Source organism: Chryseobacterium indologenes (assembly GCF_001295265.1).
In the GTDB taxonomy this organism is placed as follows: domain Bacteria; phylum Bacteroidota; class Bacteroidia; order Flavobacteriales; family Weeksellaceae; genus Chryseobacterium; species Chryseobacterium indologenes_A.
In genome coordinates this window covers 58,310-83,153 of the sequence record NZ_LJOD01000013.1, presented here as the reverse complement: position 1 = coordinate 83,153, position 24,844 = coordinate 58,310, and the positions used below count along the sequence as shown (strand labels likewise).

The window sequence follows — 24,844 nt, the reverse complement described above, 5'->3', positions numbered from 1 at the left end:
TTTTTTCATAAGCCTTTGTGCAATAAAGATTCTAATGCATAAATGATCGTCAGATCCCCTGAGGTGTTCGGGGGATTTTTATATTTACCGTGTCCATTTATGAAGATGTTCTATTCTTGCATCTGTTTTCAGGAGAGCCTGGAATCTTAGTTGTAACAGGATGCGGCGGCCTTCAATCGTTCTGGTGAAAAGCAGTTCGGATTTTTCAATTTTTTCACTCCATGTTCTGGCAAAGAAGTCTGCACTTTTCTTGTTTTTGGCCAAAATCTCTGGTACGGGATAGTATATTTCTTTTTTTGTAAAGAAAAATTTAGTTTTCTGCTTCAGCAGATACCTTGGATTATCCACTTTTGAAATTACTTCCTGAAGCACCCGAATGAATAGTGATCTTTCATAATAACTTCCTCCTTCCAGATAACAGAATACCTCTTTACCTTTATTGTCTGAACTTATTACTTTCATTTTTCCAGGCTCTGTGGTAATAATTCTTTCATGTACCAGACATTTCAGAACAACCTCACCAATAAGCCCTATCTGCTTACCTATATTTTTATATTTCAGGTACTGTTTTAATGCACGATAAAACTTCCTGCCGTATCGTATCATTCCTCCAGCTCCTAATATAGAGATAATCAGGAACAAACCCTTCCTGGAATCTATTGAATCTGCATTTTCAAGTATTCCCAGGAAAAGATCTTTTCCAAAAAGCAAAACAGATGAAATAAGAACTCCTGAAAGATCACTTAGCATAATTTTGACATAATTCATTTTCATATTATGCATTTCAGCCATATCCGTTGAAGGCACCCTGATTTCCTCAATCAGGATATTTCCTTTATCTAAAGCAGCCTTCCAGCGTGACGACTGTCCTTTTCTGTTTCCGGCCCTTGAAAATATTTCTCTGTTAATTATTGAAATGCTTTCCGGCTTTTCAACAGATCCCAGATGAAGTCTTTCAAAATTATTTTCAATAGTAGCTTCTTCTTTATTCGAAATTCCTACAAAGGTTTTAAATCTTTTCTTCATCATATTCAGGTCCTGTCCGCCATCTTCGCTGTTAGGATCAAAGCATATCAGATGCCATATATTTCCGCTTTTACCGGGATTATCTTTATCAACTCTTATTACCCGTCCTCTCATCTGATTGGAAAGAACGAAAGAGCTTACAAAGCTGGCCAGAATCAACGTATTCATTTTAGGGGCATCCCAGCCTTCTCCCAGCAGAGATTTGGTTCCAATAAGTATTTGTATACCACCTGCCTGAAAAACCTCGGTTACAATGTATACAAGATCATGTCTGATGTGCTCGCTAAGGCTAATCTGAATATAATCCGAATCATACGTAAGCTGTGAAAGAGATATCCCGGATATCCCTTTTTTAAGGCAAAGGGCATTGAGCTGATCTTTTGCTGAAACCGGAATGATGACCAGGCTTCCTGTAAGAACTCCTATTTTTTTATTCTGAGCATTTTCCCTTCTCAGTTTTTCAAAAATGGGTACTGCTCCTATTTTGTCCAACGGAAGATTATTTTCCTGTCCGCTGGTCAGGTATTCCTTTTTTATAAAATCGGTAAGGATAACCATTCTCAGATCTTCTTTCAGAATTGAGAATTCAAAATCGGCTATATCTTTGATGCCCTGAAGTTTTCCAATACTGGAGTTCAGGATTTTGCTTAAATGTTGATTAGTAAAAAAGCTTATGGTCTTTTTCTCAAAAAATCCCTGGTGTTTAAGCCTGTTTCCAAGCTTGGTACGGTGTTCTTCTTCTTTTTTAAAATGAAACTCATCTACAATCAGATAAAAATCAAGGAGTTCTTCGAGCCAGAAAAAATCAAATTCCGGGACGTATTTCTGATGATCTCCTATGATATCAAAATGAATTTCAGGGATTTCCCTCTGTCTGAAATGCAAATATACGAGCCCTGAGGTGTATGATGATATATTTTCATAAATCCAATCCAGGTGTTCTAACGGTTTCTGATAAACAGGGTGTTGCTCCAAAGCATTTAAAAGAATATCATCAGTACTGATCTCTTTAAAAAAAGCATCTGCCCGGGCATGATAATCTTCTATCTCCTGCTGCTCCTCATAAGATGGTAATGTAAAATACACCAGATCCTGATGTGGACAAAGATCGCCTTCTATCATCAGTTCAGGAACAGAGATTTCCGCATCTATAGGACCGTTTAGCTGAATATATTTTTGCCATTCGGTACCTGAAACATCAAAAGGAGGTGTTGCAGTAAGGGATACTATGACAGGTTCAATCTTAGCTTTCAGCTCCATTAAACTCCTCCACCACGCGTTTTTCAGATGATGGGCTTCATCGAAAATAAAGGTTTCCACTTTTTGTTTTTTCAGCTTTCTGATAATATCGGCTAATGAGACTCTCGACGATTTTTTACAGGTATCTTCTTCTTCATCCACATAACCGGATGCGGCATGAATTCCCTGATACGTGGTTATGGTAATAAGTCCCGGATTTTTAATATCCCCGGATATCCAATCCGGAACAACTTCTGTATCCAGAAAAAGTTCACAGAATCTCTGTATCCATTGATTTTTTACAGCTAAAGTGGGAGCAACGATGAGGGCGGGTTTATTAAGCCTCAGCATAACTTCCAGTCCCAGAACTGTTTTCCCTGAGCCGGGCGGTGCAGTTACGTGAAGATGTCTGTTGTGAAGATATTCTTCCATATTATCCAGAAAATTCTTCTGGTAAGTACGCCAGCTGTATTTAAATTTTGCTTCTTCAGGAAAAATAGTCATACTATATTAATTTTAGCCCAAATCATAAAACGGCAATTCATTTTTTCAATGCCATAATATATTTGTCAATATACAATTGTTTTTCTTTGGATTTATACTGCTGAATATAGCGGGGATGCTCCAAAACGGTCATTTTTCCGAACAGCCTGGTTTCCTTATTAAGCTTTGAAATAAATTCTGCATTCTTTTTTCCAAGGATAAACACTTCTGAAGCATCCAGGCCGAGGCTGAAATGTTTTTGTAATGAATTGATCATAAAATCTTTTACTGCTTCAAACAGGTTTTTATCATCATAATAATTGGCATTCAGCCAGCCGTTTTTTGTTTTTCGGACAATCGCCAGCGGAAATGGCGAATTGATATAAATATCCCTGTAAAATTCTTGCGGACCGCCATAATCAACCATCATATCATACATGAAAACAGAAGAAACTTCATGGGTATGCGCTGATTTCATGGGTATACCGCAGACAGATTCCAGACGCTTGGTATCTGTAAACGGAACTCCTGTAACTCCTGCTCCGTGGCGGCTCGGATTGATGCCGATCATCAGTTTTCTTTGTGCTGAATCGTTATAATATTTGTGGTAGAATTCTTTCATCACCATCATGGTTTCCGGATTATCCAGATACGGATTCAACACCTGAAAATCTTCAGGAAGCTTCCCGGAAAACTTTAGATTTTCGTTAAATTCAATAACCTTATCTGCAAAAGTTTCATTCATAAATTTATTTCAAAAAGACGGAACAGCTCCCAATGTTTGCAAGCGGTTTTGGGAACGGATCCAGCTATCTTTCCTTATTTTATCCTGTTTAGATTTGAATTCTAAAAATACAATTTATTTGAGCGAATGCCAATGTTTACCGGATTCTACTATGCTAATAGTGCATATAATTTTATAAAAATAATTTTCAGACCTTATTTTTTATTAATTTCGCTTTAATCAGAGTTCAATACGCTGATAGTAAAACAAATAACCTATGATTGGTCTTATTGCTGAATTAGTTATTTCCTGGCTTTTGCTTTGGTTTATTGTGAAGCAAAATCTTAGTGTTTTGGGATTTAAGCCTTCCCGGAGCAGGCTTACACAACTGTTTACCGGAATATTTCTTGCGGCAGTCTGCTGTATTATTTATCATGTTACCTCTAAAATTTCAGCAAATAACAACTGGAAGCTGAATCAACAGATATCATTCCTGATTCTGCTACCGGGATTATGGTGGGTTTTAAAGTCAGTATTGTTTGAAGAGCTTATTTTCAGGGGTGCTTTACTGTATGTTGCCATCGAGAAATTAGGAGTAAAGAAAGCCTGCTTATTGTCAGCGGCCTGTTTTGGAATCTATCACTGGTTTTCATACAATGCTTTCGGAAATCCTTTTCAAATGGTCATTATTTTTGTAATGACCTCTGTTTTCGGGTATATGCTTGCTTATGCATTTGCCGTGACAAAGTCACTTTATCTTCCTGTAGGCCTTCATCTGGGATGGAATCTTTTCAATATCCTTGTGTTCTCCAATGGACCGCTGGGAAATCAGATCCTGATAAGAGCCAATGAAAATAAGCCTGAGGGGATTTTATCGCTGATTATTTTTCTGTTTCAGATTTTTGGTCTGCCTCTTCTGGCCTTCTGGTATCTGAAGTATTTAAAATCGAAAGATGAAGCGGATCATGAAAGGGTGAAAGAACAAACTTAGAGCCTGTTTAAATTTCTAATTTTGATTTTTTGTAAACACTCAACTCTTTATCTGAATCACATTCTTTTGAGTATCTATTGATTAAAAAGATAATGTACTGATGGTATGTTTTTCCGACGCAGAATTTTCATTTTTGAAACTGCTGATTTCGGTTTAGCCGGAATATAAGAACAGCAGTCCGCCAGAAACGAACTGCTGTTTTTATTACATATTTTATTGGAATTAAATCAATCCAAACTGTTCAAAATGATGGGTAAAATGTTTTTTATGCATCAGTTCCCACATTTCCTTATTCAGTTTTCCAAAAACAAAATTCATATGTTCTGCCTGCTGATTTTCTCTGTAATAGACTGTATATCTCTTCATGGTTTCGATGAAAGATTCTTTGGCTTTCTCCAGGTTCTTATGAATTGGCTCAGGAAGGCTGCCATCCTGCGGAAGGAATGGAGCGGTAAAGTCTTTTGGCATTTTTCTGTGGGTGTATAATGAATCCTGCCATTTTTCAAGATGTTCTTCCGGAGTGAAACATTTTTCGGCTTCAGGTTCTCCCAGGCTTACCAAAACTCCTTGTTCCAGGTGTTCAATCATCTGCTGCGGAGACATTTTGCCCCATTGTGCGGGAGTATTTTCCGTTAATCCGTTCAGAATTTTCTGAATATTTTTCACATTCAGATCGATGAACGGAGATTGTTTCGCTACCAATGTAAGAATGGTTGCCACGCAAACGACCTCGTCTCTTTGGTTAACTACCTCAACCAGCCATTTAACAACTCCTGAAGGAATATTTCTTCCTTTTACACCTCTGTTAATCTTTTCTTTAGCTGTAAGGTATACGGTAATGGTATCACCTGCATATACCGGTTTGAAGAAACTACAGTCTTCAAGTCCGTAATTGGCAATAACCGGACCTTTTTTACCGGAAACAAACAGACCTGCTGCTGCGGAAAGGATAAAGTATCCATGAGCAACGGTTTTATCGAAAATAGTTCCTGATAAGCTTGTTGCATCTGTATGGGCATAGAAGTGATCCCAGGAAACATTGGAGAAGTTTACGATATCTGCATCTGTAACGGTTCTTCCTGCTGTTTCTAAAGAGTCTCCCACTTCAACTTCTTCAAAGTATTTCTGGAACGGATGCTTGTCTGAGAATTTTTTCTCTGCACCCTGCTGATAGATTCTGGTAATGGCTTTCAACACATCCGGTGATCCCTGAATTGCTGTTTTCTGTAAGAAGAAATGAAGACCGTTCAATCCTCCCATTTCCTCACCTCCTCCTGCTCTTCCGGGACCTCCGTGCATCAATGTCGGAAGCGGGGAACCGTGGCCTGTACTTTCTTTGGCGCTGTCTCTGTTCAGCACAAAAATTCTTCCGTGCTGGGAAGCCATTTTCCATGAAGTTTCTGCAATGAAATTTTCATCGTGAGATATAATAGAACCAACTAAGCTTCCTTTTCCTCTTTTTGCCAGCGCGGCTGCTTCTTCGGCATCTTTGTAAGGCATCAAGGTAGAAACAGGTCCGAAGGCTTCTACATCATGAGAGATGTTCTTTTCAAACGGCCTGTCATTCAGGAACAATTTCGGGCTCATGAATGCTCCTTTTTCATAATCAGCATCTACCAGTTGGTGCTGTCCGTCATATACCAGCTCTGTTTCTGCTTTCAGTAGGTTTACTTTTCTCAGCACTTCATCGTACTGCTGTTTTCCGACTAATGACCCCATTCTGGTTTCTCTGTTTAGCGGGCTACCAATTTTGGTTTGGTCTAAAGCTTTAGATAAAGCATGCTGAACATCCCCGATCAGGTGTTCAGGAACAATAATTCTCCTGATTGCTGTACATTTCTGTCCTGCTTTTGTGGTCATTTCATTTCGTACTTCCTTGATGAACAGGTCAAATTCAGGAGTTCCCGGCTTTGCATCCAATCCAAGGATGGAACAGTTCAGAGAATCTGCTTCCATATTGAAACGTACCGCATTTCCGGCAATTGACGGCAGGGATTTTAATTTTCTACCTGTAGATGCCGAGCCTGTAAATAAGACGGAATCTCCGTCCTGAACATAATCAAGAATATTTCCCGGTTCCCCGCATACCAGCTGGATTGCTCCTTCAGGAAGGATTCCGCTTTCAATCATGTCCTGGAATACGGCATTGGTAAGATAGGAACCAAAGGGTGAAGGCTTAACGATAGACGGAACTCCTGCCAATAATGAAGTAGACAGTTTTTCCAGCATTCCCCAAACCGGAAAGTTGTAAGCGTTGATCTGAACGGATACTCCTTCACTTGGTGTAAGAATATGGGTTCCCAGAAAAGTTCCGTTGGCAGAGATCTTCTGAGTGTCTCCATCTACCCAGAACGGAGTGTTCGGAAGCATTCTTTTTGCCAATCCTGAATAGGTGAAGAAAGTTCCGAAGCCCCCCTCGATGTCTACCCATGAATCTACATGAGTAGCTCCTGTTTTATAAGAGAGATCATAATATTTTTTCTTTCTTTCCAACAGATAAAGGGCTACCTTTTTCAGCATTTCCCCTCTGTCATAGAAAGTCATTGAAGAAAGGTTTTTATATCCTACTGTTCTACCATAATCAAGAGCCTGTTCAAAATTAAGCCCTTCGGTATCGGAAACAGCAACCTGCTCACCGGTAACAGCATTGTATAAAGGAACTCCGTTTCCGGTACCTTCTATCCATTCTCCGTAGATATAGTTTTTCAGTTTTTCCATATGAATTTTTACTTATTTTATTTTTCTGTTTTTATTTTTAATCCTATTCATAATGACCAGATAAGGAATAAAAAGGACCAGCGAAAAGTCCAGAATCAGGACAGCATCTATTAACAGGGTATAAAAAAAGCTTTTCTGTTCCAGCTTTTTAATGATCTTTTCTGAATCTACATGTTCCAAAGCATCCGAAATACCTATTGATTCTTTGGTCAGGTAAAACCCTAAAAAATTGACTGCAATCACTGCAATCAATATCAGGAACCCATATTTTTTCAGAAGATTTCTCATTGTCCTTTCGTAAGTTCCAGGGCTTCTTTCAATGTATATTTTTTATACTCTTTTCCTGTAAGGTCTTTTGCATATTCTTCTACTGTTCCTCCAATTCCGGCTTCCTGTCTGAGCTTGTTTACATTTTCAGGATTTTTTACGGGCCATATCATCCACATGAACTCCGGCTTTCCGTCCTTGGTTACGGTATATGACCGTGCCTGGGTTCCATAGATCTGTTCTTTATTTTCCTGCATGAGCTTTCTGTCCAGCATCATTGCATACAGTCTGAACGGTAATTCCTTTTCTTCAGCCGCTTTTTTAATCATGGGTAAATACTTTTCAATTTCCGGAGAGTGCTGTATCACATACCAGACGGCTTTGTTTTCAGGCTCCCCCACTAAAGATTTACCAGGATACCCATATTTTTTAATAATTTTTTCTACTTTGATTAGATTTTCACGGTCCTGAGCATCCATACGTTTAGGCAGCTCTGCCCCCATATCTGCCTGGGTGAGATTTTTCTCCGCCATAATTTCCTGGCGTCTTTCAGCTGTGATTGGAGACATTAGCTCACGATAGATCTGATCATCTTTGTAGATTTGTGCCAGCTCTTTTTTAAGTTCTGTATTGAGTGTTTTTACTTCAGTCTTCTGGCCGCTCATGATCACCGAAAAGAAAACTGCAATGAGTAGGTATTTCATGGCTATGATTGTTATTTAGGTTCTTTATACAGGAACATTTTTACTAATCCTTCGTACAGACTTCTATGTAAAATTGTAGCATGATTATCTGTTTCCATTAATTGATACTCAACAGTCCAGTTTTTCTTTCCTGCTTTTTTCAGAAGATCATACAGAGATCCTGCATCTTTTACCATCACAGGGTGTTCATCTTTTCCAACTGAAACATATACGAATTTCTTTTTATCTCCTGATTTTGAAAGCATCTGAGGGGCCAGCTTCAGAAGACTCTGATCATCCCACCATAAACTTGGACTGATGATAAAGTAATTATCAAACATTTCCGGTTTTTTTATTAGGATCTCACTTGCTAGAAGCCCTCCTAATGATTGTCCGAACAGATATTTGTCTGTTGTTTTATACTGGCTTTCGATATAAGGCTTCAGTTCTTTTTCCAGAAAACTGATGAACTGGTCTGAATGTCCTGTTGTAGGATAGTCTTTCTGCAAATCTTTTAAATCTGTATGAAAAGTAAAGTCTTTCTTTCTGTCTATGTTTGCAATCCCTACAACAATAGTTTCAGGCATAGCATACATCAGATTAAAAAACTGAATCAATCCTGAAACATGAATAAAATCTTCATTCATTGATCCGTCTAAAAGATAGATCACCGGATATGATCTTGCTTTATCAAAATTCTGAGGAAGATAGATATTTAAAGTTCTGTCTTCATGTAAGACTCTAGATTTTAATGTTCTAACTTCTCCAATTGTAAGTGGTTTTACTGTTACAGTCTGTGCTAAAACAATACAATTAAAACTGAATATGATACAGCAAAGGATTAGAATTTTTTTGATCATACAGGTATTCTTTTTAAATAATTCTTTTATATTATTTCACATCATCCCAAATGCTGTAATCCACAATTTTTGTTGGGGTCTGCTGCACATATTCTGTAAACGGTTCACACGGAAGAATGGCTTCTTTGCCTTCTCTTGCCAATTCCTGATAGAGTTTTGTTCCTTCTGTTTTCCAGCGGATCATTTCATCAGAAACATCACGGATGATCTTTGCAGGGCTTCCTACAATGAGTTTCCTCCGTTCACATTTAAAATTAGCTGGGACAAAAGCCAGAGCACCGATAATGCATTCGTCTCCGATAACTGCTTTATCCATCACTACTGAATTCATTCCCACCAGGCAGTTTTTTCCGATATGCCCGGAATGAATAATGGCTCCGTGACCGATATGAGCGGATTCTTCAAGGATGGTTTCTATATTCGGGAAAACATGAAGGGTACAGTTTTCCTGAACATTGGCACCGTCTTTAATGATAATTTTACCCCAGTCTCCCCGGATCACTGCATTAGGCCCTATATAGACTTCTTCACCAATCTCTACGTTTCCGATGATTACTGCCTGCGGATGAATATAGGCTGACGGTTTTATAACGGGACGTATTCCGTGGTATGAGTAGATGTTCATAAAATTTTTTATTAAAAATTTAATTTAGCGATGTATCAGTTTACCAATGTAACAATAATATACTGCCGTATTGAAAGAATATATATTTTATTGGTAAACTGTTATGTTGCTGTATTGTTATATTATTGAAAAAGTTATACTTTTTCAATCACCATTGCATAGCCCTGTCCAACACCGATACAAAGGGTACATAATGCGTATTTTTTATCCTGTTTCTGAAGCTCTATGGCGGCTGAGCCAACAATTCTTGCTCCTGAAACTCCGAGAGGATGGCCTATGGCAATTGCTCCTCCGTTAGGATTTATTCTTGCATCATCATCTTTTAAACCTAAGCTTCTTGTTACGGCTAATGCCTGTGCTGCAAATGCTTCGTTTAATTCAATAATGTCCATATCTTCTAAAGACAGGTTAAGCCTCTTCAATAGTTTTTGTGTGGCCTCTACGGGTCCTATTCCCATGATTCTTGGCTCTACCCCTGCTACAGATGATCCTAAGATTTTAGCTTTTGGCTTCAGTCCGTATTTTTTTACTGCTTCTTCGCTGGCCAGAATAAGCGCTGCTGCTCCATCATTCATTCCAGAAGCATTTCCGGCAGTTACGGTTCCTTCTTTTCTGAATGCCGGACGAAGCTTGGCCAGTCCTTCCATGGATGATGAAGGTTTGATGAATTCATCTTTTTCAAAAACTACAGGATCTCCTTTTCTCTGTGGAATTTCTACTTTTACAATTTCTTCTGCCAGTCTTCCGCTTTCCTGAGCTTTTGATGCTTTCTGCTGAGACCAAAGGGCAAACTGATCCTGATCTTCTCTGCTGATCTTATGGATATCTGCAAGATTTTCTGCGGTTTCTCCCATTCCGTCAACTCCATACATTTCTTTCATTTTCGGATTGACAAAACGCCATCCGAATGTGGTATCAAACATCTGGCTGTCTCTTCCGAAAGCAGCACTTGGCTTTGACATTACATATGGTGAGCGTGTCATATGCTCCACTCCACCCGCGATATAAATTTCTCCTTCTCCGGCTGCTATGGAACGGAAGGCATTGGCTACGGCCGACATTCCTGAAGCACAAAGCCTGTTAACCGTTTCACCACCGATTTTATAAGGAAGACCTGCCAAAAGAAGCCCCATTCTTGCTACGTTTCTGTTATCTTCTCCGGCCTGGTTGGCACATCCGAAAATAACATCCTCAATTTCATCAACGGGAACGTCCGGATTCCTGGCTACAATTTCTTTAATCACAATGGCTGCCAGATCATCTGCTCTTACTTCTGATAATCCTCCCTGCAATTTTGAAACAGGAGTTCTGACATAGTCTATAATGTATACGTTATTCATATTATTCAATTTAACAATCTAATAATGTAGCAATGTAACAATTATTGGTACATCGGTAAACTTCCACATTGTTACATTTTTAAGATTGATTTTTATTTAAACCTGTTCTTAATATTTTATAAATTCTTCTTCCTAATTATTCAATTTAACAATCTAATAATGTAGCAATGTAACAATTATTGGTACATCGGTAAACTGATACATTGTTACATTTTTATAACTCTGTTACTTTTTTTCCTATTTTATATACTGTCCCAACGAATTTTGCGATCAGATCGTTATTTTGATTGGTGATCTTAATATCATAAACAGCTGTTTTTCGGGTATCGTTCACCAGAATGCTTTCTGCTCTGAATGTATCGCCTTCTTTTCCGGCTTTGGTGAAATTGATGATACAGTTTAGTGCCACCGCAGCATCTCCGGTATTGTTGGAGGAAAATGCAAGGGCAGAGTCTGCAAAAGCAAATGTTACCCCTCCGTGTACTGTTTTCAGCCCGTTAATCATTTCTTTTTTGATGGGCATTTCTATTAAGCAGTAGTTTTCTTTTACCTCAATCATTCTGATATTCATCCATTGGGAAAAATAATCCTGATTAAGCATATAATCTGCAACCTGTCTTGGATTCATTTCTGTCATACGTTCGTTATTTCTTCATATAATTCATCAGATAATCTATCGTAAACACTCATGGTTTTGCCAAGAATAATCTGCTCATAGGTAAGAGTTTCTGATTCAGACGGGGCTTCAGGTTTGTAAGGAGCATTCAGGTCGATACCTTCTTCATTTGCCAGTCTTCTGACCAGGTCCCGGTATTTTCCGTTAAATATTCCCAGTAATTCAAGCTTTTCCTCATGATCCATTGAAGAAATCTCCTGAATCAGATATTCTTTTTCAATGATAAGCCTTGCTTCCAATTCAGTTTTAAACTCTTCTATATTCATGAAAAAATTAACTTCCTTAAATCTTTTTCATCCGGGGGCTTTTAAATACGGTTTCCCATCTTTACCAAATTCCCAAACATCTGATATTTCTCTTAATTGAAACCAATCATCATCTTTTTTATGAATTTTGATTTTATTCAATCTTTTTAATTTTTGGTTAGCTTCTGTTTTATTCTACTTTTCTGTGACAGCAGTAGTAATTCCCGTTATGGGTGTTTTTCCTTCTTACCTGCTCATCATCAAATAAATTAGCTAACATACTTTATAGTTTTCTCAGCAAAGGGCTTTGCCTGTATCGTTCTTCCTGATATTCTCCGTAAAGACTCTGCAGGGTTTCGGAAATTTTTGCGTATCCGATCTCTTTTCCCCAGTCTAATAATCCTTTTGGATAGTTGACACCTTTCTGCATAGCCAGCTCGATGTCCTCATCATTAGCAATGCCTAATCTTTTGGCTTCAACGGCTTCATTGATCAGCATGGAGATAATTCTTAAAAAGATCTGCTGATATAATACTTCGTCTTTTTGGGCTGTAGGTTTTTCTGCTCCTTCACTGTAATCATAGAAGCCTTTTCCTGTTTTTCTACCGTGAAGTTTGGCTTCAGACATTCGTTGCTGCAATAAGGATGGCTTGTATTTCGGATCGTAGAAATAATCTTTGTAAACGGTAGTCGTTACTGCAAAATTAACATCAACTCCGATAAGGTCCATTAATTCGAAAGGCCCCATCTTAAAGTTCCCGAGAGTTTTCATGGCTTCGTCTACCTGTTCAGGAGAGGCAATATTTTCTTCAACCATTCTTAATGCTTCGCCATAGTATGGACGGGCAATTCTGTTAACGATAAACCCAGGAATATCTTTAGCAATAACAGGTATTTTCCCCCATTCTTTCATGAGGGTATACATTTTTTCTGCTAAAGTTTTTTCTGTTACTAAAGATGGGATGATTTCCACTAAAGGCATCAGGGGTGCCGGATTGAAAAAGTGGATACCAATGAAACGTTCCGGTTTCTTAAGTTCTGCTCCAAGAGAGGTAATAGAAATGGAAGAGGTATTGGAACTGATCACACAGCTTTCAGAAACATAGGTTTCAAGCTCTGTGAATACTTTGGTCTTGATTTCTTTGTTTTCGATGATGGCTTCGATGACAAGATCTGAATCTTTTAAATCCTGAAGTGCTTCACCTTTAACGATATTATTTCTGATTTCTGCGGCTTTTTCCTGGGAGATCTTACCTTTTTCAGACAGTTTCTGAAGGGTCTTTTCCAGGCCGGTAAGCGCTTTATCAATCTGCGGGGCATTAGCGTCAAACAAAACAACTCTGCATCCCGCTGTTGCAGCTACCTGGGCAATTCCTACTCCCATGGTTCCTGCACCGATAATTCCGATATTCATATTTTTAATTTGAAAATTTGAAAATGAGCTCATTTGAAAATTATTTAAATTTTGAAGTAGAAACAATTTTGGAGAGAATTAATATAATCTCTTTTAAACAAATAATTTTCGTCCGGTGAACTCAAAAACGGTGATTGCAAACATAGTAAAAGCCAATATTCTGTTTCATCTGCTTCTTTAGCCTGTTTATTTTATAAATAAAATCAGCCTTCTTTCAGCATTTTGAGCTTCTATTACCTTAGCCCCAATGGATGTTCCCGATTTAAAAATTTGATTCGCGATCGAAAAACCTGCTTGCCTTATAAAGTCCTTCTGAAAATTCAATAATATCCAATGTAAATTCGAAAGTTTTATTGACAATTCTATTCTCCCTATCGTTTCTCATTTTCAAATTAGCTCATTTTCATATTGATTATTTCCCTTTATAATTAGGTTTTCTTTTCTGTAAAAAGGCATTTACTCCTTCTATGAAGTCTTCTGTTTCTGCGGCTTCCTGTTGAAGATCTCCTTCTAATTCAAGCTGCTCTTTCAGAGTGTTTGTATAAGAGTTGGCAAAAGCTTTTTTCGTCAATTTGATTGCTGCAGTCGGCATATTCGCCATTTTCTCAAGAATCTCCATTGATTTCGGGGCAAATTCTTCTTCTGTAAAAACTTCTGCTACAAGACCGTGAATTTTAGATTCTTCTGCAGATAATTTTTTACCTGTAAAAGCAAGATAATTGGCTAATTGTCTGCCTAAAAGTTTCGGTAAGAAATAAGTTCCTCCTGTATCAGGAATTAATCCGATATTGGAGAATGCCTGTGAGAAATACGCTTTATTATTCGCCAGTACAAAATCACAGATCAGGGCTAGCATGGCTCCTGCTCCTACCGCCGGACCGTTTACCAAAGCGATAACCGGTTTTTTACAACGGGTAACTTCCAGAACTAGAGGGTTGTAGTAGTCTACTACGATTTTTCTGATAATGTCCTGGTCATGGTGTTCTTTTCCCACAACAAAAGCTTCGTCCAGGTTCTGCCCTGAGCAGAAAGCTCTTCCTCTTCCGGAAATAGCCACACATCTTACAGTTTCATCCTCACTGCATTCTTTAATGAAATCTCTGAGGTCTCCCAGTGCCGGTTTTGTGAGGGCATTCATAGTTTCCGGCTGGTTGAGATAAGCAATTTTCAGTTTCCCGTCAAAATGCGTTTCAATATCAAGTTGTGTATACATAGTTTTTAATTTTATTATTTAACAATGCACTAATTTAACAATATAAATTAATGTAACGGCCTGTAATACTATAACAATTGAACAGATTAACAATGTTACAAATACCATGTAATAATATCAGCTGCACTTCATTTATAGATTAGTGGCATTTAAAATAATCAAAAGGCTCCAGACAGTCTAAACATTGATAGGAGGCCTTACATAAAGTGGATCCGAACCTGCTGATCTGTTTGGTATGTTCGGAACCGCATCGTGGACATTTTTTCGGTTTCCCTATATGATGTTCGTCTGCTCCTTTTTCCGGAGGGGTAATTCCGTAGGCACGGAGCTTCTCTCTGGCTTCATCGGTTAACCAGTCTGTTGTCCAGATCGGAAACATTTTGGTCACCACTTTTGCCTCCCAGCCGTTTTCTTTCATCATTTTGATAATATCCTCTTCAATGGTAAACATTGCAGGACAGGCGGAATAAGTAGGCGTAATGGTTACTTCACAGGTATTTTCGCCGGTGATTTTCGCGTCCCTTACAATTCCCAGTTCCACAATATCAATCACGGGAATTTCCGGATCAGGGATTGTTTTTAATAAATCTAATAGATTGTTCAATTTCTTTAATTTAACAATTTAACAGTAGAACAGTGAGCAACCTTGCTTCATTGTATACTGATACATTGGTCCGTTGTCTACCAGGTGCAGCCAGGATATGCTCTCTGCATATACTGAAGCTCACAAAGAATATATCCGAAGTATTCCGTATGATATCCTGTTCTTGATTTCGGCTGCATGAAAGGATTGGCCGGATACTCTAGTCCGAACTCCTGGAAATCTTTTTGCGTAATGGTTACAAATTCGCTGTATAGCTCATCTGCATTGGGAGCAATATTCAAAGCGATAAGATCATCTTCTCCCTCTACTTTTGCAAACAGTCCTTTGGTGTATTCCCAGATGTTCTCAATGGCTTTTACCAGACGTTCACGGCTTTCTTCTGTTCCCTGGGCAAAAATCTTCATCCATGAAGAAGCGTGGGTATAGTGGTATTTTACTTCTTTCAACGATTTCTGAGCAATGGCAGAAAGTTCTTCATCCGCAGAGTTTGAAAGGGCTTCGTACATCAGCTTCTGATAGATAGAAAATACGTATACTTTAAGGATCGTCTGTGCATAATCTTCGTTAGGAAGTTCTGTCCAGTGTGCATTTACATATTCGTGCTCATATCTCAGGAATGCCAGATCATCTTCGCTTTTACCATTGTCAGCAACTCTTGAAGCATACTGGTAGAAATTATTGGCCTGCCCCAATTCATCTAAAGCGATATTGGTAAGAGCTATATCTTCTTCCAGATATGGTCCTTCACCACACCATTCCGATAGTCTCTGCCCCATGATGAAGCTGTCATCGGCCAATTTCAGTAAATAATTATATAGTGGATTCATTGTTTAATAAATTTGAAGACGAATAGATGACAGAGAGATAGATCGGTAGACCTTAATGTCTTTTATCTACTCTTCTATTATCTTAAAGTCTTATTCTTATTACATATTTTTAACGTCGTTGGGAATGTCATAGAAAGTAGGGTGACGGTATAGCTTATCGTCTGCCGGGTCAAAAAATGCATCCTGCTCCATTCCTTCTGAGCTTACAATATATTTGCTCGGAACTACCCAAACACAGGTTCCTTCTTTTCTTCTGGTATAAACGTCTCTTGCATTCTGCAAAGCCATTTCTGCTGTAGGAGCCTGAACGGTTCCGGCGTGTTTGTGGGATAATCCCGGTTTAGTCTGAATAAACACTTCCCACATATCTAAATTTGCCATATTTTTTTAATTTAACAATGTATCCATGTAACAGTTTACCAATTATGTATTCAACTCATTGTTACATTTTAACACTGGTATATTGTTATATTGTTTTTTCTTCCTGTTTTTTTGCAAATGCTGCGGCCGCTTCTTTTACCCAAAGGTTTTCCTGCTGGGCTTTTACTTTGGTCTGCAGTCTTTTCTTGTTGCAAGGTCCGTTTCCTTTTAGGATTTCCATAAACTCATCCCATGGGAGTTCCCCGAAATCATAGTGCTGTCTTTCTTCATTCCATTTCAGGTCTTTATCCGGAATGGTTAAGCCTAAGAATTCTGCCTGGGCAACGGTTACGTCAATAAATCTCTGACGAAGGCTGTCGTTACTCTCCCGTTTCACTCTATAATTCATAGAAAGTTTTGAGTTTGGCGAGCTGTCATCATTAGGGCCAAACATCATCAGAGCCGGCCACCAGAAGCGGTTAAGTGCTGCCTGAGCCATTTCTTTCTGCTGTTTTGTACCACGGCAAAGTGCCATCAGAATTTCATATCCCTGTCTCTGGTGGAAAGATTCTTCTTTACAGATTCTTACCATTGCTCTTGAATAAGGACCGTAAGAGTTCCCCATCAGCATTACCTGGTTCATAATGGCAGCACCGTCTACCAGCCAGCCGATGGCTCCTATATCTGCCCAGCTTAAAGTCGGGTAATTAAAAATACTGGAATACTTTGCTTTTCCGGCCAGCATATCATCATAAGTAGCATCTCTGTCTGCTCTGATGGTACCGTTTCCAAGCGTTTCTGTGGCAGCATACAGATATAATCCGTGGCCTGCTTCATCCTGAACTTTTGCCAGAAGCGCCATTTTTCTTCTCAATGAGGGAGCTCTGGAGATCCAGTTGGCTTCCGGCAGCATTCCTACAATTTCAGAATGGGCATGTTGTGAGATCTGGCGAACCAATAATTTCCTGTAATCATCAGGCATAATGTCTTTTGGTTCTACTTTATTTTCTTCGTGAACGTATTGAACAAATTTTTCTAAATCCATAATTTTTTCAATTTAGCGATGTATCAATCTAGCAATGTACCAATAATTGCTACACTGGCAGATTATTACATTAAATTTTTAAACATCATAATTAAGCATCACCACATTGGTTGTCGGATGACACTGGCACGTCAGTACATAGCCTTTGGCTACCTCATCTTCGGTAAGGGCAAAGTTTTTCTCCATGAATACTTCTCCTTCTAAAACCTGCGCTTTACACGTACAGCACACCCCTCCTTTACATGCGAAAGGAACAGGAAGCTGGTCTTTCAATGCTTTATCTAAGATACTCTCTTTTTTGGAATTTAAGTGGAACGAATATTCATCATCATCAATGATTACCGTTACCATACTTTCAATATTGGCAATAGCCTTGAATTCTTCACTCATCTCCTCAGAGTTTTCTTCATCAGGAGCCGTGAAATATTCAAACAATACCTGAATGGCAGGCACTTTTTTATCTTTCTTTAAATAATCAGCAATTCCTTTAATCATTTCTGCCGGTCCGCAGATAAAATAGGTTGCTTCTTTAACATCAATATCAGCATATCTTTCAAAGAGCTGTTCCAGCTTCTCTGCTGAAATACGTCCTTCAAATACAGGGTCTTCGTGTTTTTCACGGCTTACCAGATAGATTACTTTCAGCCTTCCGTTGAATTGCTCTACCAGCTTATCAATTTCTGCTCTCTTCATCACATGATTCATACTTCTGTTGCTGTAGAAAAGGTAAGCATTGCTGTTCGGTTCCTGGTAAAGGCTTTCTTTAATGTTTGATAAGACCGGACTGATTCCGCTTCCCGCTGCCAAACCTACGTAGGTTTTTACATTCGTAGGATGATAAGAGGTGTTGAATCCACCCATTGGAGGCATTACTTCCAACAACTCATCCATATGAAGATGCTCATTGAAATATCCTGAAACTTTTCCGCCTTCCAGAAGCTTTACCAACACTTCAAGGGTATTACTTTTCTCGCTTGGAGCATTGCAGATAGAATAAGAACGTCTCTCTTCATTTCCGTTGATCATCATCCGGAAATTAAGATACTGCCCCTGCTTGAACCTGAATTTATCCTTCAGTTCTTCAGGGATTTCTACCGCTACATTTACTGCTTCGGGAGTATCTTTCTGAACTTTTACAGTCTTAAGTTTATAAAATGAATTCATTATTTTTTAAGTATTCTATTAATTTTTCCGCCTTCACACTTCGGTAAGCTGTCCTGAGCGTGAATTTTTACTTTTGTGGTGATTCCTACGCGTTTTTTTATTTCGTTTTCTATGGTTTTTCCAAAGTTTCCTACAAAATTAAAATAATCATCGGTACCAGCCTGTATTTTTTTGTCTTTCACCAACTCATCTCCAATTTCCACGTCAATATCCAGGGCTACACACATCTGTTCTTTTTCTACAGGGGTCAGGTAGTAATTCGGAACCACACCTTTTACATGGGAAAAGGCTTCTTCAATCTGGCTTGGATAAACATTCACTCCTCTTACGATCAGCATATCATCTGCCCTACCCTTAATAGGTTTCATTTTCACCATGGTTCTCTTACTGTTTTCATCATAATACAGGCTGGTGATATCATTGGTCCAGTACCGTAAAAGCGGCATTGCCTTTTTCGTTAATGTTGTAATCACCAGAACTCCTTCTTCCCCGAAAGGAACCGGCTGTTTGGTAACCGGATCCAGAATTTCCGGATAAAAATGATCTTCCCAGATGTAAGAACCTCCTTTTTCCTCAAAGTCTTCCATGGAAACTCCCGGACCGATAATTTCGCTTAGTCCGTAGATATTCGTTGCATGAAGGCCTAATCTTTCTTCAATATGCCCACGGATAATTTCCGTCCAAGGCTCTGAACCTAAAACCGCATATTTCAGACTGATTTCATCGGCAGAAATTCCTCTGTTGGCAAATTCATCAGCGATCGTAAGTGCATAAGACGGCGAACAGCAGATGACTTCCGGTTTGAAATCCATGATCAGGTCTACCTGTCTTGCCGTCATTCCTCCTGAAATCGGGAGAACGCTCATTCCCAACTTTTCTGCTCCGTAATGCAGTCCCAGTCCACCGGTAAAAATTCCGTATCCGTATGCATTATGCAGCTGCATTCCCGGTTTTGCCCCGGCGGCATTCAGCGACCGTGCTACCACTTCACTGAAAAGATCTACATCTTCTTTGGTATAACCCACCACGGTTGGTTTTCCAGTTGTTCCGCTTGAGCAGTGAATTCTCTGAAGCTCACTTTTAGGAACGGTAAACAATCCGAAAGGATAGTTATCTCTCAAATCCTGTTTGTAAGTGATCGGAAGTTTCGTAATATCTTCAACTGACCTTATCTCTTCGGGAGCAATTCCTGATTCATTAAACTTTCCTCTATAAAATTCTGATCGCTCTGCAAGATAGGTGACTAAAGCCGCCAACCGGTCAGACTGAAGCTGTCTCAACTGATCGAGCTTCAAATATTCAACTGAAAAATCCATACCTTAACTAACTAACATTTGTTAGGTGTAAATTTAAAAAGATTTTGCCACCTGACAAAACTTTTATGATTTTTGTCATATTTTGAATGATTCTAAATAACTGAAATAAGAATGAGATAAGGATGGAAGTTATCATTGTACATTTGACTGATAACAGTTATCCATAATCTTGTAACATCACGAGATTAAACCTTCTAAAAATCGGCTCAATCTGCTGGAAATGCAAAAATTAAAAATATAAAAACTGTGAAATCTACGGGATGTGTGGAAAAAATTGTATTGATACTTTTTCAAATGCACACTTCAACAATGCGTTTACTATCTGCTAATATTATAAATACCAGTCTGTAAAAATTTCAGTTCAAAAGCATGCCTCATCAGTATTTCTGATTTCCAAGCAGTCCGAAAAGGATTTTATCCCTGATCTCTTCAGTGATTTCATCAGTGGAATCACTATTCCTTTTGAACCAGAAATAAGAGTTATTTAAGGTGTGCAGGATAAATCTTGTAGTAAAAGAAGGAGATTTCAGCTCCCATTTTTCTGCTTGGTAAATTTCAGAAATCAGTTCTTCCACATCTTCCTGGTAGTTTTTCCTGAGCTCAACAAATTCGGGAAGCCTTTCTTCAAGATGCTTCCATTCATTGGAATAAATATGTGTAACATCGCGGTTTTTAAGCACCACGGATAAATGCCTGTCAATAAACAGGTTCAGTTTATCCCTTGGAGCAGCTTCAGTACTTTTCACCTTCTGAAGTTCATCAAAGAATTCCTGAGCAATCCCAAAGCAGATCCATTCAAGAATTTCTTCTTTAGAACGGATGTGGGCATACAAAGAGGCCGCTTTGATATTGAGTTTTGTAGCCAGGTCTCTTACCGAGCTCCCCATATACCCTTTCTCTTTGAAAAGTTCTACGGCTACATCTAATATTTTTTTCTGTTTTTCTTTAAGTTCCATCTGGTAAAATGCAAAAGTAACTATTCTGAAATAAAAAGCCGGAATTTAACACAGAGATTGGGAAAAATCCCCACACTGCTGATTTAAGGAACCGGAGTAATAAACCTTATTATGACTATTCTTCATGAATTTAAAAGAAAAAAATACTGAATCGGAAATTTTGTCAAGTTAATTTTACGTTAAAAATAGCAAATCCGGAAATTTTGTCCGTATTTTTTGTAAATTTAATAATTGAACAGTTTTTGCGATAAGGTAATCGATTAAATGATTAAATAACTGATGGCATTAAGAAACTAAGCCTTAAAATTTAGTTTCTTGATGTTTTTAAAAAAATTAAACCTGAACATATCATTACAAAAAATATAAAAATATGAACTTAAACCAATATACTGTAAAATCACAGGAAGCCATCCAGGCAGCACAGCAGACTGCAATGGAATTCGGCAACCAGAGTATCGAACCGCAACACATTCTGGAAGGTATTTTCCAGGTTGATGAAAACATATCGCCTTTTTTACTAAAAAAGTCTGAAGCAGACGCCAATCTTGTAAGAGAGCGAAACCGTGAAAGCATAGAAAGGCTTCCTAAAGTACAGGGAGGAAATATCTATCTATCACAATCTGCTAACAAAGTATTATTAGATGCTCCCAACATCGCTAAAAAAATGGGTGACGAGTTTGTAACGATTGAGCATTTATGGCTTTCCCTTTTGGAAACCTCTTCTGAAGTCTCCAAAATGCTTAAAGATATGGGTGTAACCAAAAATCTTTTGGAGGGAGCTATTAAAGAGCTAAGAAAAGGAAGCAAAGCTACTTCTGCAAGTTCAGAAGAAACTTATCAATCGTTAAATAAATATGCCAAAAACTTCAATGAGCTGGCTGCCGAAGGAAAGCTGGATCCGGTAATCGGACGTGATGAAGAGATCAGAAGAGTGCTTCAGATCCTTTCCAGAAGAACAAAGAATAATCCTATCCTTATCGGTGAACCAGGGGTAGGTAAAACGGCTATTGCTGAAGGGATTGCACACAGAATTATCAGTGGTGACGTTCCGGAAAACCTCATGGATAAAACCTTATATTCATTGGACATGGGAGCTCTTATCGCCGGAGCCAAATATAAAGGTGAATTTGAAGAGCGCTTAAAATCCGTTGTGAATGAAGTCATCAAGTCTGATGGACAGATTATTCTTTTCATTGATGAGATCCACACTCTTGTAGGAGCAGGAGGCGGAGAAGGCGCTATGGACGCGGCCAACATTCTTAAACCAGCCCTGGCAAGAGGTGAGCTGAGAGCTATTGGAGCTACCACTTTAAATGAATACCAAAAGTATTTTGAAAAAGACAAGGCATTGGAAAGACGTTTCCAGAAAGTAATGGTGGAAGAACCGGATACGGAATCTGCAATTTCCATTCTTCGTGGGATTAAGGATAAATATGAGGCCCACCACAAGGTGAGAATCAAAGATGAGGCAATTATTGCAGCCGTTGAAATGTCCCAGAGATATATTTCGGACCGTTTTTTACCGGACAAAGCGATTGACCTTATTGATGAAGCTTCTGCAAAACTGAGAATGGAAATCAATTCAAAACCGGAGGAGCTTGATGTACTGGACAGAAAGCTGATGCAGCTTGAAATTGAATTAGCCGCTATTTCCAGAGAAGGTAACCAGACAAAAATTGATCACCTGAAGGAAGATATTGCCAAAATTTCAGAAGAAAGAAACGAGATCAATGCCAAGTGGCTGAAAGAAAAACAGAAAAGTGAAGATCTTACTCAGATTAAAAAAGATATTGAATCTCTGAAACTGGAAGCAGAAAGAGCTTCAAGAGCCGGAGATTATGCAAAGGTAGCAGAGATCCAGTACGGAAAACTCCGCGAAAAAGAAGAAGAGCTCAGCAAGGTGGAACTTGAAATGCAGAACCATCAGAATGAGCTTATCAAGGAAGAGGTTACTTCTGAAAATATCTCTGAAGTGATTGCAAAATGGACAGGAATTCCTGTTACAAAGCTGTTACAATCTGAAAGAGAGAAGCTCCTGAACCTTGAAGCGGAACTTCACCACAGGGTTGTTGGCCAGGATGAAGCTATTCAGGCGGTAGCAGATGCTATCCGAAGAAACAGAGCCGGGCTGAGCGACGATAAAAAACCAATCGGATCTTTCCTGTTCCTGGGTACAACCGGAGTTGGTAAAACAGAGCTGGCCAAAGCACTGGCAGAATTCCTTTTTGATGATGAAAATAACATGACGAGAATTGATATGAGTGAATATCAGGAACGTCACAGTGTTTCAAGATTGGTAGGAGCGCCTCCGGGATATGTAGGATATGATGAAGGCGGACAGCTTACTGAAGCGGTAAGAAGAAGACCTTATTCTGTAGTTCTTCTGGATGAAATTGAAAAAGCCCACCCTGATGTATTTAATACCCTGCTCCAGGTTCTGGATGACGGACGTTTGACGGATAATAAAGGCCGTGTTGTGAATTTTAAGAATTCCATCATCATCATGACCTCGAATTTAGGTTCGCATCTGATCCAGGAAAATTTTGAAAATATTACGGATGAAAACCAGGATGAGATTGTGGATAAAACCAAAGATGAAGTTTTTGATCTTCTTAAACAGACCCTGCGTCCGGAATTCCTGAACAGAATTGATGAGGTGGTATTATTCCAGCCTCTGAGAAAAAAAGAAATCGGAAAAATTGTTCAGTATCAGCTGAGAGGGTTTAATGATATGCTTGCTAAGCGCAACATTATTATGACCGCCACTCAGGATGCCGTGGATTACCTGATGAATAAAGGCTATGATCCGGCTTTCGGAGCAAGACCTTTAAAAAGAGTAATCCAGCAGGAAGTTCTTAACAAATTATCGAGAGAAATTCTTGCCGGAAACGTGAATGACGGAGACCGTATCACTTTAGATTATTTTGATGAAACCGGTCTTGTTTTCAGACCTTCTGAACAATAAAGTAGTTTTTTTCATATATATTATTTTTGTAAATAAGTGCTGCAGCTCAATTCTGCAGCACTTATTTTTTACAATACAAACAAACTCATCACTTCATTTAGTTTATTTATCCAAATTAAGTGAATTATTATTATCTTTATCTTTCTAACGAATTATCAACTCAAAGAAAATGAATATGAAAAAGTTAAAAAGAAATCAATTAAAGAACATCAGTGGCGGTGCAGCTGCGGTAATTACAGAGTGTGATATCAATATGAACTGCCCGCGAGGCCTTTGCTGTTCAACCGGAAATATCTGCAGGGACCCGAAAAGATATCCATGTATTTAAACTAAAACGGAGAAAAATAATTTCTCCGTTTTTTATTCTCTCTTCCGCTAAAGTCTTCCATTCTGTTTTCTAAATCAAATCCAATAATCGAAATTAACAATCCGTAAAAACCCGGTAAATAAACAGGGAAAAACCCATTTATTTAAGTTGTTTTTTTACGAAATTTGCAGTTACAACTAACATTTTACTATAAAACTACGTTATGAAGACAAAAATTACTCCAGAAGATAATGCTTTGACAGCTGCCCGCGGAACAAATACAATCGCCTCAGATCTTGTTCAGACACTTATCAATAACTATAGAAACAACCAGATGAATATGGTTAACAAAGGTTTAGGCATTATTGACTCCAACTCAATCTGGTTTGACCTTCCCAAGCTGAAAAACTTTATAGCAGCAATGGAAGATGAGATAAGAAACGGGAATCCTGACGTTTCAGATGAAGAAATGGGAATCCGTTTTTACTATGCAGCCTATCCAAAAGCAGAAGAATGGGATATCATGGCCGATCATCCTGTGGAAAAAGAATATGCCGGGAGACATACGCTTGTAATGGTTCCTACATTGAAAAAAGCGGATGAAAATGGTGAGATGCTTGACTATGATTTTAACCCGTCCAACGAAGCAGCAGGAAAATCTATGGCTTTGTTTTCAAAATCAAAAGGCAGCACATTCCCTGGTACTACGTTTGCTGAAAATCACGGAACCCTGGCTCCTCCATCAGACCCTAAAGTGCAAAGTTTTTAATTAAGCTAATTCATTTTACGTAATACT

At 38.6% G+C, this 24,844-nt stretch carries 23 protein-coding genes; 4 read left to right on the top strand and 19 right to left on the bottom strand.

Annotation, left to right across the window (positions count from 1 at the left end; translation table 11 throughout):
- Positions 1-84: 84 nt before the first annotated feature.
- Together AOB46_RS17345 and AOB46_RS17340 are read right to left on the bottom strand one after the other, a co-directional pair.
- The gene (locus AOB46_RS17345) at positions 85-2,769 is read right to left on the bottom strand and encodes a DEAD/DEAH box helicase family protein (protein WP_062701699.1); all 2,685 of its coding nucleotides are present in this window, start codon (positions 2,767-2,769) and stop codon (positions 85-87) included.
- A 37-nt stretch (positions 2,770-2,806) separates the two neighbouring features.
- Positions 2,807-3,493 (bottom strand): SMUG2 DNA glycosylase family protein, encoded by a 687-nt coding sequence (locus AOB46_RS17340; RefSeq protein WP_062701698.1) that lies wholly within the window; start codon positions 3,491-3,493, stop codon positions 2,807-2,809.
- 256 nt (positions 3,494-3,749) lie between these two features.
- Here AOB46_RS17340 and AOB46_RS17335 point away from each other — a divergent pair, with 256 nt between their 5' ends.
- The gene (locus tag AOB46_RS17335) at positions 3,750-4,463 is read left to right on the top strand and encodes a CPBP family intramembrane glutamic endopeptidase (protein ID WP_062701696.1); all 714 of its coding nucleotides are present in this window, start codon (positions 3,750-3,752) and stop codon (positions 4,461-4,463) included.
- Between the two features lie 222 nt (positions 4,464-4,685).
- On the opposite strand, the gene paaZ is transcribed toward AOB46_RS17335, so the two are convergent.
- The 17 genes from paaZ to AOB46_RS17250 all read right to left on the bottom strand — a co-directional run bounded on the left by paaZ (position 4,686) and on the right by AOB46_RS17250 (position 20,776).
- Positions 4,686-7,181: a phenylacetic acid degradation bifunctional protein PaaZ gene (gene paaZ, locus AOB46_RS17330; protein ID WP_062701694.1), complete on the bottom strand. Its 2,496-nt coding sequence runs from the start codon at positions 7,179-7,181 to the stop codon at positions 4,686-4,688.
- Positions 7,182-7,193: 12 nt separating this feature from the next.
- Positions 7,194-7,469, bottom strand: a complete 276-nt coding sequence (locus tag AOB46_RS17325) for a hypothetical protein (RefSeq protein WP_062701693.1) — start codon at positions 7,467-7,469, stop codon at positions 7,194-7,196.
- On the bottom strand, positions 7,466-8,152 hold the full coding sequence (locus AOB46_RS17320; protein ID WP_131724409.1) for a DUF6624 domain-containing protein: 687 nt from the start codon (positions 8,150-8,152) through the stop codon (positions 7,466-7,468). Before AOB46_RS17320 ends, AOB46_RS17325 begins: the two co-directional genes overlap by 4 nt.
- A gap of 11 nt (positions 8,153-8,163) precedes the next feature.
- Positions 8,164-8,991, bottom strand: coding sequence for an alpha/beta hydrolase (locus AOB46_RS17315; RefSeq protein ID WP_062701689.1), 828 nt, complete (start codon positions 8,989-8,991; stop codon positions 8,164-8,166).
- Between the two features lie 31 nt (positions 8,992-9,022).
- Positions 9,023-9,616 carry a transferase hexapeptide repeat family protein gene (locus AOB46_RS17310; RefSeq protein ID WP_062701686.1) on the bottom strand — a complete coding sequence of 198 codons (594 nt, stop codon included), beginning with the start codon at positions 9,614-9,616 and terminating at the stop codon, positions 9,023-9,025.
- A 134-nt stretch (positions 9,617-9,750) separates the two neighbouring features.
- The gene (gene pcaF, locus AOB46_RS17305) at positions 9,751-10,956 is read right to left on the bottom strand and encodes a 3-oxoadipyl-CoA thiolase (protein ID WP_062701684.1); all 1,206 of its coding nucleotides are present in this window, start codon (positions 10,954-10,956) and stop codon (positions 9,751-9,753) included.
- A gap of 214 nt (positions 10,957-11,170) precedes the next feature.
- Complete coding sequence (locus AOB46_RS17300; RefSeq protein WP_062701782.1) at positions 11,171-11,584, bottom strand: PaaI family thioesterase; 414 nt, start codon at positions 11,582-11,584, stop codon at positions 11,171-11,173.
- Positions 11,585-11,589: 5 nt separating this feature from the next.
- Positions 11,590-11,898, bottom strand: coding sequence for a hypothetical protein (locus tag AOB46_RS17295; protein ID WP_062701681.1), 309 nt, complete (start codon positions 11,896-11,898; stop codon positions 11,590-11,592).
- Positions 11,899-12,160: 262 nt separating this feature from the next.
- A complete protein-coding gene (locus AOB46_RS17290; protein WP_062701780.1) occupies positions 12,161-13,291 on the bottom strand; it encodes a 3-hydroxyacyl-CoA dehydrogenase NAD-binding domain-containing protein in 1,131 nt (376 codons plus the stop codon).
- A 412-nt stretch (positions 13,292-13,703) separates the two neighbouring features.
- Positions 13,704-14,504, bottom strand: coding sequence for an enoyl-CoA hydratase-related protein (locus tag AOB46_RS17285; protein ID WP_062701679.1), 801 nt, complete (start codon positions 14,502-14,504; stop codon positions 13,704-13,706).
- 139 nt (positions 14,505-14,643) lie between these two features.
- Positions 14,644-15,108 carry a 1,2-phenylacetyl-CoA epoxidase subunit PaaD gene (gene paaD / locus AOB46_RS17280; RefSeq protein ID WP_062701678.1) on the bottom strand — a complete coding sequence of 155 codons (465 nt, stop codon included), beginning with the start codon at positions 15,106-15,108 and terminating at the stop codon, positions 14,644-14,646.
- A gap of 77 nt (positions 15,109-15,185) precedes the next feature.
- A complete protein-coding gene (gene paaC, locus AOB46_RS17275; protein WP_062701676.1) occupies positions 15,186-15,935 on the bottom strand; it encodes a 1,2-phenylacetyl-CoA epoxidase subunit PaaC in 750 nt (249 codons plus the stop codon).
- A gap of 99 nt (positions 15,936-16,034) precedes the next feature.
- Entirely contained in the window at positions 16,035-16,316 is a 282-nt protein-coding gene (gene paaB / locus AOB46_RS17270) for a 1,2-phenylacetyl-CoA epoxidase subunit PaaB (protein WP_062701674.1), read from the bottom strand.
- An 85-nt stretch (positions 16,317-16,401) separates the two neighbouring features.
- The gene (gene paaA / locus AOB46_RS17265; protein WP_062701672.1) at positions 16,402-17,340 is read right to left on the bottom strand and encodes a 1,2-phenylacetyl-CoA epoxidase subunit PaaA; all 939 of its coding nucleotides are present in this window, start codon (positions 17,338-17,340) and stop codon (positions 16,402-16,404) included.
- A gap of 78 nt (positions 17,341-17,418) precedes the next feature.
- A complete protein-coding gene (locus AOB46_RS17260) occupies positions 17,419-18,504 on the bottom strand; it encodes a 2Fe-2S iron-sulfur cluster-binding protein (RefSeq protein WP_062701670.1) in 1,086 nt (361 codons plus the stop codon).
- Positions 18,504-19,820 carry a phenylacetate--CoA ligase family protein gene (locus AOB46_RS17255; protein WP_062701668.1) on the bottom strand — a complete coding sequence of 439 codons (1,317 nt, stop codon included), beginning with the start codon at positions 19,818-19,820 and terminating at the stop codon, positions 18,504-18,506. Before AOB46_RS17255 ends, AOB46_RS17260 begins: the two co-directional genes overlap by 1 nt.
- Before the next feature lie 377 nt (positions 19,821-20,197).
- Positions 20,198-20,776 carry a TetR/AcrR family transcriptional regulator gene (locus AOB46_RS17250; protein ID WP_062701666.1) on the bottom strand — a complete coding sequence of 193 codons (579 nt, stop codon included), beginning with the start codon at positions 20,774-20,776 and terminating at the stop codon, positions 20,198-20,200.
- 370 nt (positions 20,777-21,146) lie between these two features.
- On the opposite strand from AOB46_RS17250, the gene clpB reads away from it, so the two are divergent.
- From clpB to AOB46_RS17240, 3 genes are all read left to right on the top strand, one after another.
- The gene (gene clpB, locus AOB46_RS17245) at positions 21,147-23,741 is read left to right on the top strand and encodes an ATP-dependent chaperone ClpB (protein ID WP_062701664.1); all 2,595 of its coding nucleotides are present in this window, start codon (positions 21,147-21,149) and stop codon (positions 23,739-23,741) included.
- A gap of 175 nt (positions 23,742-23,916) precedes the next feature.
- On the top strand, positions 23,917-24,069 hold the full coding sequence (locus tag AOB46_RS23455; protein ID WP_157845078.1) for a hypothetical protein: 153 nt from the start codon (positions 23,917-23,919) through the stop codon (positions 24,067-24,069).
- Between the two features lie 202 nt (positions 24,070-24,271).
- Positions 24,272-24,817: a hypothetical protein gene (locus AOB46_RS17240; protein WP_062701662.1), complete on the top strand. Its 546-nt coding sequence runs from the start codon at positions 24,272-24,274 to the stop codon at positions 24,815-24,817.
- The last annotated feature ends 27 nt before the right edge of the window (positions 24,818-24,844 follow it).